Raw genomic sequence first — 663 nt, 5'->3', positions numbered from 1 at the left:
TGGGCGATGCGGCGCGCGACGGCCTGGCCGGCGAGCACCATTTCTACGTCTCGTTCCGGACCGACTATCCCGGCGTGCGGGTCTCGCAGCGTCTGCGGGAAAAGTACCCGCAGGACATGACGATCGTCCTCCAGCACCAGTTCTGGGACCTCGGCGTCACCGAGCACACCTTCGAGGTCGGGCTGTCCTTCTCCGGCGTGCCGGAGCGGCTCCTGGTACCGTTCGAGGCCGTGACCGGCTTCTTCGACCCCTCGGTGCAGTTCGGCCTGAAGTTCGAGCTGAACGACGGCACCGCGACCGCCGAGGATGCAGCCCCGACCCCGGCCCCCTCGCCCCTGCGGGCGATCCGCGGCGCCGGCTCCGAGCCGAGCGAATCGCTGCCCAAGGTCCCGGCGATCGGCAGCAACGTGCCCAAGATCCTGCCGGCCGCCAAGATCGACCCCAAGGCCGACGCCAAGAGCGCCGACGCCAAGAGCCAAGCCAAGGACGGCAAGGACGAGGCGGAGAGCGAGGCCAAGCCCGACGAGGCCGCCGAGCGGACCGACGCTCCCCAGGAGGGTGCCTCGGTGGTCAGCCTGGACGCGTTCCGCAAGAAGAGCTGAGCGCGGCGAGACGCTCGTGGGTCGACTCGCTCACTTTCCGACATCCTGACGTCATTCCGGG

General features: G+C 69.5%; 1 protein-coding gene. It reads left to right on the top strand.

Translation table 11 applies throughout. From position 1 onward, the window contains the following. A partial coding sequence (locus QR78_RS31645; protein WP_048431613.1) for an SspB family protein occupies positions 1-602 on the top strand: 602 nt, incomplete at its 5' end. Between the last annotated feature and the right edge of the window lie 61 nt (positions 603-663).

Origin of the sequence: Methylobacterium indicum (genome assembly GCF_001043895.1) — a bacterium.
GTDB classification, from domain to species: Bacteria; Pseudomonadota; Alphaproteobacteria; order Rhizobiales; family Beijerinckiaceae; genus Methylobacterium; species Methylobacterium indicum.
The sequence above is the reverse complement of the archived record's forward strand: the minus strand, read 5'-3'. Positions and strand labels throughout refer to the sequence as shown.